Below are 10453 nucleotides of genomic sequence, written 5' to 3' on the forward strand. Positions count from 1 at the left end.
CGGGCCCCGGCCGACACCGTTTCCACGACTAGCCCCCAGCGCTCCCCGTCGCGACCCGGCCGCCCCAGCCCGCGTCGTGAACCTGCTCCCCACCCACCCCTCGTGAGTGGCGATGGTCGCCCCGGCGACGATCGCCGCTCACAGGACCCGAAGGGCTCCCCGTCGTGTCCGCTCCCCAGCAGGCAGGCCCCAGCCCGCTGACCCGCGCCCTCACCCCCGTCGGGCGCCTGTTCGGGTTGGGCTGCGACATCGTCCGGCAGACGTTCCGGCCGCCGTTCCAGCTGCGCGAGTACATCGAGCAGACCTGGTTCGTGACGAAGGTGTCCGCGCTGCCCACGGCGCTGTTCACCATCCCGTTCGGCGCCACGATCGCCCTGCTGCTCGCGAGCCTGACCCAGCAGTTCGGGGCGCAGAGCCAGACCGGCGCCGGGTCGGTGCTGGCGATCGTGCAGCAGGCCGCGCCGATCGTCACCGCGCTGTTGATCTCCGGGGCGGGCGGGTCCGCGGTCTGCGCCGATCTCGGCGCCCGCACCATCCGCGAGGAGATCGACGCGATGAAGGTGCTCGGCATCTCGCCGATCCAGCGCCTCGTCGTGCCGCGGGTGCTCGCGATGGCCACCACCGCCCTGGTGCTCAACGGGCTCGCCACCGTCGTCGGCGTGGCGGGCGGCTACTTCTTCAACGTGATCATCCAGGGCGGCACGCCGGGCGCCTACGTGGCGAGCTTCTCGGCGATCGCGCAGGTCAGCGACATCGTGGTGAGCGAGGTCAAGGCGTTCCTGTTCGGCTTCACCGCCGGGGTCGTGGCCGCCTACCGGGGGCTGAACCCGCCGCCCGGGGCGAAGGGGGTGGGCGACGCGGTGAACCAGTCCGTCGTCATCTCGTTCGTGCTCGTCTTCCTGATCAACCTGGTGCTCACGGCCCTGTACCTCGAGCTCGTGCCGCCGAAGGGGATCTGACGTGGCCCCGCGGATCGTCATGGAGCCCGTCCGGCAGCTGGAGTCGCTGGGCGACCAGCTCTCCCTCTATACCCGCGCGATCGCGTGGATCCCGCGGACGCTGCGCCGCTACCCGAAGGAGATCGCCCGGCTGCTGGCCGAGGTCAGCTTCGGGTCCGGTGCCCTGATCGTCATCCTCGGCACGGCCGGCGTGATGGCCGCGTTGTCGCTGTTCGTCGGCTCGCTGGTCGGGCTGCAGGGCTTCCGCGCGCTGGACTCGCTCGGCGTCGAGGCGCTGACCGGCTTCATCACCGCGTACTTCACGACCCGCGACATCGCGCCGCTGGTCGCGGCGAGCGCGTTGACGGCGACCCTCGGCGCGGGCTTCACCGCCCAGCTCGGCGCCATGCGGATCTCCGAGGAGGTCGACGCGCTGGAGGTCATGGCGGTCCCGTCCGTCCCCTTCCTCGTGACGACGCGGGTGATCGCCGGCATCGTCGCCGTCGTCCCGATGTACACCATCGGCCTACTGATGAGCTTCGCCGCGGCCCGGATCAACGTCACCGTGATCAACGGGCTGCCGGGCGGGACCTACGACCACTACTTCGACCTGTTCCTGCCGGTCAGCGACATCCTCGCCTCGTACCTGAAGGTGATCGTCTTCGCCACGGTGGTCATCCTGATCCACTGCCACTACGGCTACCACGCGAAGGGCGGCCCGGCGGGCGTCGGCGTCGCGGTGGGCCGGGCCGTGCGGCTGTCCATCGTGAGCACCGCGATCCTCGACTTCTTCCTGACGCTCGTCCTCTTCGGCACCGACACCAGCGTGCGGGTCGCCGGATGAGGACCGTGGATCTCCGCAAGGCGAGTCGCGGCCTGGTGTTCGTGCTGTTCATCCTCGTGTTGCTGGGGCTGGCGGTGGCCCAGTACGCGGGCGCGTTCTCCGGCGGCGTGCCGGTGGGCCTGCACGTCGACCGGGTCGGGACGCAGCTGAACGAGAAGGCGGACGTGAAGATCCGCGGCCTGGTCGTCGGGTCGGTGCAGAAGATCAGCACCACCGGCGACGGCGCGGACGTCGAGCTGCTCATCGACGACGACAAGATCGACCTGATCCCCGCGACCGTGACGGCCCGCCTGCTGCCGAAGACGTTGTTCGGCGAGAAGTACGTGTCGCTGGTGCCGCCCGGCGCTCCGGGGACGGTGAAGCTGGCCTCGTACGACACCATCCAGCTGGACCGCAGCGTGGCGGGCATCGAGGTCGAGCGGGTGCTCGACGACCTCCTCCCGCTGCTGCAGTCCGTCCGCCCGCAGGACCTCGCCACCACACTCGGCGCGCTGTCCCAGGCCCTCGCGGGCCGCGGCGACCAGCTCGGCGCCACGCTGGAGCAGCTGACGACGCTGACCGGGGGGTTCCGCCCGGCGATCCCGGACCTGGCTGAGGACATCACCCAGCTCGCGGACTTCTCCGAGAACCTCTCGAACTCCGCGCCGGACCTGCTCGCGGCGCTCGACACGCTGACCACCACCAGCGACACGATCGTCGACCAGGCGGACGAGCTGCGGGGGCTGTACTCGTCGGTGACCGGGGCGTCGGACGACCTGCGGGCCTTCCTCGACGCCAACCGGGAGAACCTGATCGGGCTGGCCGACTCGAGCCGCCCGACGCTGGAGACCCTGGCGCGCTACTCGCCGGAGTTCCCCTGCTTCTTCCAGCAGGTCACGGGCCTGATCCCGTACCTGGACCAGGTGTTCGGGAAGGGCACGAACGAGCCCGGCGTGCACATCACCCTGGAGGTCGGCGCCACGCAGGGCAAGTACCTCCCGAACCAGGACGAGCCCGCGTACCGCGACGACCGCGGGCCGCGCTGCTACCCGCTGATCGACCCGGGGCCCCAGTACCCGCCGGACGGGCCGTTCCGCGACGGGTCGGTCCCGCCGATCCCGCCGGTGGGCCAGCCCGTCGGCCCGCCCGGACGGTTCGGCGTGGAGGACTACGGCACGTTCGACGGCACGTACTCCTGGGACCTGGTCCCCGGCCTCGGCCGGCGGCCGGGCACACAGGTCGGGCCGGGTGGGTCGGTCAGGCCCGTCTCGTTCGACATGGGCATCACCAACTCTCCCGGCGAGCAGCAGCAGATCGCCGAGCTGGTCTCCTTCCGCCAGGGCACCTCCCCCGAGCAGGTCCCGGGGTGGGGGAGCGTGCTGCTCGGCCCGCTCTACCGCGGGGCGGAGGTGACGGTCGCATGAGCCGGATCCCCGTGGGACCGCTCACCAAGTTCCTGGCCTTCGCGCTGGTCACCGCCCTGGCGACGACCGTGTTGGCGCTGACCATCGCGAACAGCCAGGGCGGCGACAAGACGGCGTACTCGGCGCGGTTCACAGACGTCAACGGCCTGCTCGTCGGGGACGACGTGCGGATCGCGGGAGTGACCGTCGGGTCCGTCGACAAGATCGAGATCGTGGACCGGAGTGAGGCGCAGGTCGACTTCAGCGTCGACTCCGCGCTCGCGGTGCCGCAGTCCGTCACGGCGTCGGTGCTCTACAAGAACCTGATCGGCCAGCGCTTCCTCTCCCTCGCCCAGGGCGCGGGCGGCGGCAGGCTCGCCGCGGGCGGCACGATCCCCGCGACCCAGACCCGCCCGCCGCTCAACCTGACCACGCTGTTCAACGGCTTCACGCCGCTGTTCCAGGGTCTCGACCCGCAGCAGGTCAACCAGCTGTCGACCGAGATCGTGTCCACCCTGCAGGGCGAGGGCGGCACGGTGGAGAGCCTGCTCGCCGGCACCGCCTCGCTGACCGGCACCCTCGCCGACCGAGACCAGGTCATCGGGCAGGTCATCGACAACCTCAACTCGGTGCTGGACACCGTCAACGGCCACGACGACCAGCTCGACCAGCTGGTGATCTCGCTGCGACAGCTCGTCGCCGGGCTGGCCGAGGACCGCGAGCCCATCGGGCGGGCCATCGAGTCCCTCGGGGACCTCACCGAGACCACCGGCGGCTTCGTGGGCGAGGCGCGGGAGCCGCTTCGTCGCGACATCGCCGCGCTCGGGGACCTCGCCGGGCAGCTGGACCAGGCCGAGCCGACCATCGAGCGGCTGCTGCAGTTCGCGCCGGGCAAGCTGAACACGATCAGCCGCGCCGCGAGCTACGGCAGCTGGTTCCAGTTCTACCTCTGCGGCGCCTCGGGCTCGATCGGGCTCGGCGAGGTGCTGCCTGCCATCGAGATCCCGCTGCTCAAGGCGGACGCACCGCGGTGCGGGTCGGATCCCGACGGGGTGCAGGGCCAGTCGTCGCCGCTGCTGCCGAGCGCCCCGCCCGCGTTGCCGCAGCTCGCGAACGGGCTCGTCCCGCCCGGTGCCCCGGACCTGCCGATCTTCGCCCCGCCGGGGGGATCCCGATGACCCGCCGCCCCGTCCTGCTCGCCGTCGTCGGGCTGGTGCTGATCGCCGTCGTCGCGGTGGTGGCGTTCCAGGCCCCGGCGCTGTTCGGCGGGCAGGCCTACAAAGCGGAGTTCAGCGAGGCCGCGGGCCTGCAGCCGGGGGACCGGGTCACCGTCGCCGGCGTGGAGGTCGGCCGGGTCACGAAGGTGGCGCTGAACGGCGACCACGTCGACGTCGGCTTCCGGGTGGACGACGCCTGGGTCGGCGACCGCACCGCGGCCTCCATCGAGATCGCCACGCTGCTCGGCTCGAAGTACCTGGCCCTGGACGTGCAGGGCGACCGGGAGCTGGACCCGGACACCGCCATCCCGCGGGACCGGACGATCTCGCCGTTCGACGTCGTCGAGGCCTTCGACGGGCTCTCCGGCACCATCGACGCGATCGACACCGACCAGCTGGCCACCAGCCTGCGGACGCTGTCGGACACCTTCCGCGACACCCCGGACGACGTCCGCGGCACCCTGGACGGCCTCTCCCGGCTCTCCACCACGATCTCCTCGCGGGACGAGCAGATCCGGCAGCTCCTCGCAGGCGCGCGGAACCTCTCGGGGGTCCTCGCGGACCGACGCGAGGACTTCGACGCGCTGCTCTCCGACGGCAACCTGCTGCTCGGTGAGCTGCAGGAGCGCCGCGACGCCATCGACCGGCTCCTCTCCGGCACCCGGCTGCTGTCCCAGCAGCTCTCCGGCCTGGTCGCGGACAACCAGGCGCAGCTGCGCCCGACCCTGGAGACCCTCGACCGGGTCGTCGCGGTGCTGCAGCGCAACCAGGATGATCTCGCGGCGACGCTGCAGAACGAGGCCGTGTTCATCCGGCTGTTCTCCAACGCCGTCGGCAACGGCCGCTGGTTCGACAACTACATCTGCGGCCTGCTGCCGGTCCCGAGCATCGGCCCGCTGAACCCGGGAGGCTGCTGATGGTCGGCTCGTGGGCCGGGGACAGGCGGCGGCTCCAGATCACGGCGCTCGTCGGGATCGTCGCGGTCCTGCTGGCGAGCGGGGTCTGGCTGGCCACGATGGGCGGCGGACGGCACGTCACCGCGTACTTCACCAACGCCTCCGCGCTGTTCGAGGACAACGAGGTCCGGGTGCTCGGTGTGCCCGTCGGGACGATCGACACCATCACGCCCGAGGGCACGCGGGTCCGCGTGGACATGACGATCACCGACTCGGCCGTGCACCTCGCACCGGACGCGAAGGCCGCCGTCGTCTCCCCGAGCCTGGTCACCGGCCGCTACGTGCAGCTCTTCCCGACCGTCGCGCAGGACGCCCCGCAGCTCGCCGACGGCGCGACGATCCCGCTGGAGCGCACCGCCGTCCCACTGGGTGTGGACGACCTCGCCCGCACCGCCACCGAGCTGTCCCGGGCCCTCGGCCCGAACGGGGCCAACCGGACGGGCGCGGTGTCCGACGCCCTCGACGTCGGGGCGGCGAACCTGGCGGGCAACGGCCAGGCGCTCAACGACACGATCACCGGCCTCGGCGGTCTCTCGTCGACCCTCGCGGGCGCCGGCGACGACCTGTACGGCACCGTCACCGAGCTGCAGAAGTTCACGCAGACCCTCGCCGCGGACGACGCGAAGGTGCGTGAGTTCAACGGCAGGCTCGCGGACGTCACCGGGTTCCTGGCCGACGACCGGGAGGAGCTGGGCGGGGCGCTGCAGGACCTGGGCAACGCGCTCGGCGACGTCGCCGGGTTCGTCCGGGACAACCGGGCGGCGATCCGGTCGAACGTGGACCGGCTCTCGGACGTCACGAACGTCCTGGTGGAGCAGCGGCGGGCGCTGACCGAGATCCTCGACGTGGCGCCGCTGGGCATCTCGAACCTGGCGAACACCTACAACGGGTCCTCGGGGACGCTGGACACCCGGGCGAATCTCAACGAGCTGGGCAGCGGGGGCGTCCTGGGCATCGTCTGCGACCAGATCCAGACGGGTGCGCCGGACCCGCTGAAGCCGCTCGTGCCCACCTGCGACGCCCGCGACGCCGCAGGCCCGCTCCCCACCCCCGTCCAGGTGCTGGACGCCCTCTACAAGGGCGAGCCCGTCCCCGTCGCCGGCCTGGCGATCCCCACCATCTCGCTGCCCACCGCCCAGAACCCGAATCCGGCGGCGCCCGCCCAGCAGCCCGGCTCCGCCCCGGCCCTCCCGCTGCCCGCGGCCCCGACCCGGGCCCCCGCACAGCAGGACCAGGGCGGCGGCATCGGCGGGTTCTTCTCGAACCTGTTCGGAGGTGGCTCGTGACCCCGCGAGTCGGACACCAGGGCGCGCGAGTCGGACACCGCCCGGCCGGTGCGCGCCGTCGGCTCGCGGCGGCGTTGACCGTGGCGACGTTCGCCCTCAGCGGCTGCGGCGTCCTCTCCGGCGGCCTCCGCGGCGTCGAGCTCCCCGGTGGTGCCGACCTCGGCGAGGAGCCCTACACCGTGACCATCGAGTTCCCGGACGTCGTGGACCTCGTCCCGCAGTCGCTCGTCAAGGTCGCGGACGTCGACGTCGGCACCGTCCGGTCCATCGCCGTCGACCCGCAGAGCTGGAACGCCCGGGTCACGGTCGCGGTCAACGGCGCGGTGTCGCTGCCCGCCGACGCGACCGCCCGGGTGCGCACCACCTCGCTGCTCGGGGAGAAGTTCGTCGAGCTGGCCGCCCCGGCCCAGGGCGGGACCGGCACCCTCGCCGACGGCGCGACCATCCCGCTCGAGCGCTCGGGCCGGGCCGTCGAGGTGGAGGAGGTCTTCGGTGCGCTGTCCCTGCTGCTCAACGGCGGCGGCGTCGCGCAGATCAAGACGATCTCCACCGAGCTGAACACCGCGCTGTCCGGCCGCGAGCCCCAGATCCGCTCGCTGCTGGACGACCTGGACACCCTCGTCGGCGCCCTGGACGACCGGAAGGGCGAGATCACCCGCGCCCTCGACGGCCTCAACCGGCTCTCCGCCACGCTCGACGACCGGCGCCCGCAGATCGAGACCGCGCTCGACGACCTGGAGCCGGGCCTCGCCGAGCTGGAGCGCCAGCGCGAGCAGCTCGTCGACATGCTGCGCGCCCTGGACCGGCTCTCCGGCACGGCCACGGACGCGATCGACCGCAGCCGAGACGACGTCCTCGCCGACCTGAAGGCGCTGCAGCCGACCCTGGCCACGCTCGCCGAGTCCGGGCAGGACCTGCCGAACTCGTTGCAGCTCATCGGGTCCTTCCCCTTCACCGACGCGGGCAAGGACGCGTTCGCGGGGGACTACGCGAACCTGTACGTGCGAGTGGACCTCGACCTGAAGAACCTGCTCGACCGGCTCCTGACCGCCAACGGCCCGCTCACCCCCGACCTGCCGCTGCTCTCCCAGCTGCCGCCCACCGCACAGCTGCTCGCCCCCCTCGTCGCCGGCGACGGCACCGGCGAACCGCAGGTCCCCCTGCTGGGCCCGGTCCCCACCACGACCGGGCAGGCCCAGCAGAACGGGACCTCGCCGACCCCGCCGACGGACACCCCGGTCCCGCCGGGACCCACGGACGGCTCCGGCGGCCGGGGCGGTCTGCTCGGCGGGCTCCTCGGAGGTGGCCGGTGATCTCGAGGACCGTGCGCGTCCAGCTGCTCGCGCTGCTGGTCGTCACCGTGGTCGGTGTCGGCTACGTCGGGTTCCGCTACGCCGACCTCGGTCGGATCTTCGGCGCCACCACCTACCCGGTCACCCTGCGGCTCGCCGACTCCGGCGGCATCTTCACCGGTGCCGACGTGACCTACCGCGGCGTCAGCGTGGGACGGGTCGGGCCGCTGACCCTGACCGCGGACGGCGTCGACGTCCAGCTCGACCTGGACCGCGGAGGCCCGGACATCCCGGCCGACCTGAACGCCGCCGTCCGGAGCCTGTCCGCGATCGGGGAGCAGTACGTGGACCTGCAGCCGACGTCGGACGGCGGCCCCGCGCTCGCGTCGGGCACGGTCGTCCCCGGCTCCCGGGTGACGCTCCCGGTGCAGGTGGACGAGGTCGTGACCAGCCTCGACGGCTTCGTCCGCTCGGTCCCGCTCGACAGTCTGCAGACCGTGGTCTCCGAGCTCGGGCAGGGCTTCGCGAACACCGGGGTGCCGCTGCAGCGGCTGCTCGACGCGACGGACGAGTTCTCGCGGTCCGCGATCGACGCGCTGCCCCAGACCAGGGACCTGCTCCGCGACGGCCGCACCGTGCTGACCACGCAGAACGAGACCGCAGGCCAGTTCGCCGACTTCAGCTCGTCGCTGAGGCTCATCGCCGAGCAGCTGAAGACCTCGGACCCGGACCTGCGCAGGCTGATCCAGACCGCACCGCAGGCGTCGGACGAGATCCGCGCGCTGCTGCGGGAGAGCGGCGGGGGGCTGTCGGAGACGGTGGCGAACCTGCTCACGGTCTCCCGGATCGCCGAGCCCCGGCAGGCGAACCTGGACCAGATCCTGGTGACCTACCCGGGCGTCATCGCGAACTCGTACACGGTGGCGCCGAACGACGGCACCGCCCACCTCGGCCTGGTGCTCGACGTCTTCGACCCGGTGCCGTGCGTGGCCGGGTACGACACCGAGCACCGCCCGGGCGACGACGTCCGGGACGTCCCCGCGAACGCCGACGCCTACTGCGCCGAGCCGCCGGGGAGCCCCACCGGTGTCCGGGGCGCGCAGAACTCCCCACGGCTGAAGGACTCGACCACGCCCCGCCCACCGGCCACCGCCGGCGGGAACCCGTCGGCCGACCAGCCGCTGCCGTCGGGTTCCGACGGTCCCGCCCCGCTACCGATCCTGCCTCTCGGCACTCCCGCCGGGATCCTCGCCTGAGGTCGCTCCCCGCCGACCGGATGGAGACCACCATGACCGCGCTCCTGGACACCCCGCCCCCGAGCCCCGCCCCGCCGAGGCGGGGTCGGGCGCTGCAGGTCGCCGCCGCGGTGGCACTCGTCGCCGCGCTGGTGTTCGGCGTGCTCTGGCTGACCACGCTGACCAGCTCCGCGCGCTCGTCGGCCGAGGTGCGAGACGACGTGCTCGTCGCCGCCCGGCAGGCGGCGATCAGCCTCAACACCCTCGACCACCAGGACGTCGACGGCGGCCTGGACCGGTGGGAGCAGGCCTCCACCGGCGCCGTGCTGGAGGAGTTCCGCGACAACCGCGCCCAGTACGCGGAGTTCGTGGGGCAGGCGCGGCGGACCACCACCGCCACGGTCTCCGACGCCGCGGTCGGCGAGCTGAACGAGCAGGCCGGGATCGCCCGCGTGCTGGTCGGGGTGGACGTGCAGGTCACCCCGGAGGGCCGGCCGCCCCTCACCACCCGGCAGCGCCTGCAGCTCGAGATGACCCACACGGACGAGGGCTGGAAGGTCAGCAGGCTCGCGCCCGTCCGCGCCCCCGGCGGGACCGGCTGACGCCGGGCGACCCGAGCCCACCCGCCCCACCGACTCCGTCGGCCGCCGACCCCCGTAGGAGGTCACCATGGCTCCGCAGAACCCCGGCAGCACCCGCCGCCGTTCCACCACCGGCATCCGCCTCGGCGCAGGCCGCGGCCAGGTCGGGGTTCTCGGACAGGAAGCCGTAGCCGGGGTAGACGGCGTCGGCACCCGCCTTCCTCGCGGCCTCGATGACCTCCTCCACCGAGAGGTAGGCGCGCACGGGGTGGCCGCGCTCGCCGATCAGGTAGGACTCGTCGGCCTTCGCGCGGTGCAGCGAGTTGCGGTCCTCGTACGGGAAGACCGCCACCGTGGAGATGCCCAGCTCGAACGCGGCCCGGAAGGCCCTGATCGCGATCTCGCCGCGGTTGGCCACCAAGACTTTCGAGAACATCCGGCTCCTCGTTCACCTCGGACGTGGGTGCGTCCCCGGTGAGGGACTCGGGCAGCGTAGACAGCGCGAACACGCCCGGTCGACCGCGGAGCCACCAGATGGAACGGCCGGTGCGCACTGCGCACATCGGCTCCACGCTGAGACTCCCCTGAGCCTGGTGCGGCCGACCGGGGCAATCCCACCGCTCATCGGTGCCAGACACCACCCTCCTGGGGTACCAAGGAGTCATGACACGGCGTCCGCACCACCCGGGCGGCTTCGGACCGGGCAAGGCCTTCGGCTGGGA

General features: G+C 72.6%; 9 protein-coding genes and 1 pseudogene. 9 read left to right on the forward strand and 1 reads right to left on the reverse strand.

Translation table 11 applies throughout. The features are described from left to right. Positions 1-164 precede the first annotated feature (164 nt). From H5J29_RS09505 to H5J29_RS09545, 9 genes are read left to right on the forward strand one after another with little or no spacing between them, the layout of a single operon-like run. Entirely contained in the window at positions 165-959 is a 795-nt protein-coding gene (locus H5J29_RS09505; protein WP_181780557.1) for an MlaE family ABC transporter permease, read from the forward strand. Between the two features lie 19 nt (positions 960-978). Further along, positions 979-1782 carry an MlaE family ABC transporter permease gene (locus H5J29_RS09510; RefSeq protein WP_181780564.1) on the forward strand — a complete coding sequence of 268 codons (804 nt, stop codon included), beginning with the start codon at positions 979-981 and terminating at the stop codon, positions 1780-1782. Beyond that, positions 1779-3185, forward strand: a complete 1407-nt coding sequence (locus tag H5J29_RS09515; RefSeq protein WP_181780558.1) for an MCE family protein — start codon at positions 1779-1781, stop codon at positions 3183-3185. The genes H5J29_RS09510 and H5J29_RS09515 overlap by 4 nt, the downstream gene beginning before the upstream one ends. After that, on the forward strand, positions 3182-4342 hold the full coding sequence (locus H5J29_RS09520; RefSeq protein WP_181780559.1) for an MCE family protein: 1161 nt from the start codon (positions 3182-3184) through the stop codon (positions 4340-4342). Before H5J29_RS09515 ends, H5J29_RS09520 begins: the two co-directional genes overlap by 4 nt. Next, positions 4339-5298, forward strand: a complete 960-nt coding sequence (locus H5J29_RS09525; RefSeq protein ID WP_181780560.1) for an MCE family protein — start codon at positions 4339-4341, stop codon at positions 5296-5298. The genes H5J29_RS09520 and H5J29_RS09525 overlap by 4 nt, the downstream gene beginning before the upstream one ends. After that, entirely contained in the window at positions 5298-6623 is a 1326-nt protein-coding gene (locus tag H5J29_RS09530; protein ID WP_181780561.1) for an MCE family protein, read from the forward strand. Before H5J29_RS09525 ends, H5J29_RS09530 begins: the two co-directional genes overlap by 1 nt. After that, the gene (locus tag H5J29_RS09535; RefSeq protein ID WP_312858133.1) at positions 6620-7936 is read left to right on the forward strand and encodes an MCE family protein; all 1317 of its coding nucleotides are present in this window, start codon (positions 6620-6622) and stop codon (positions 7934-7936) included. Before H5J29_RS09530 ends, H5J29_RS09535 begins: the two co-directional genes overlap by 4 nt. After that, positions 7933-9171, forward strand: a complete 1239-nt coding sequence (locus H5J29_RS09540; RefSeq protein WP_181780562.1) for an MCE family protein — start codon at positions 7933-7935, stop codon at positions 9169-9171. The genes H5J29_RS09535 and H5J29_RS09540 overlap by 4 nt, the downstream gene beginning before the upstream one ends. 32 nt (positions 9172-9203) lie before the next feature. Beyond that, complete coding sequence (locus tag H5J29_RS09545) at positions 9204-9752, forward strand: Rv1363c family protein (RefSeq protein WP_181780563.1); 549 nt, start codon at positions 9204-9206, stop codon at positions 9750-9752. 7 nt (positions 9753-9759) lie between these two features. Here H5J29_RS09545 and H5J29_RS09550 read toward each other — a convergent pair. Further along, positions 9760-10167 (reverse strand): annotated as a pseudogene (locus H5J29_RS09550) (biotin carboxylase N-terminal domain-containing protein); the annotation flags it as partial. Positions 10168-10453: the final 286 nt, after the last annotated feature.

It is taken from the genome of Pseudonocardia pini (genome assembly GCF_013870575.1).
Lineage (GTDB): Bacteria > Actinomycetota > Actinomycetes > Mycobacteriales > Pseudonocardiaceae > Pseudonocardia > Pseudonocardia pini.

Coding starts and splice junctions, on each gene's coding strand:
- H5J29_RS09525 (WP_181780560.1), top strand. CDS start 4,339: ATGACCCGCCGCCCCGTCCTGCTCGCCGTCGTCGGGCTGGTGCTGATC.
- H5J29_RS09530 (WP_181780561.1), top strand. CDS start 5,298: ATGGTCGGCTCGTGGGCCGGGGACAGGCGGCGGCTCCAGATCACGGCG.
- H5J29_RS09520 (WP_181780559.1), top strand. CDS start 3,182: ATGAGCCGGATCCCCGTGGGACCGCTCACCAAGTTCCTGGCCTTCGCG.
- H5J29_RS09515 (WP_181780558.1), top strand. CDS start 1,779: ATGAGGACCGTGGATCTCCGCAAGGCGAGTCGCGGCCTGGTGTTCGTG.
- H5J29_RS09510 (WP_181780564.1), top strand. CDS start 979: ATGGAGCCCGTCCGGCAGCTGGAGTCGCTGGGCGACCAGCTCTCCCTC.
- H5J29_RS09545 (WP_181780563.1), top strand. CDS start 9,204: ATGACCGCGCTCCTGGACACCCCGCCCCCGAGCCCCGCCCCGCCGAGG.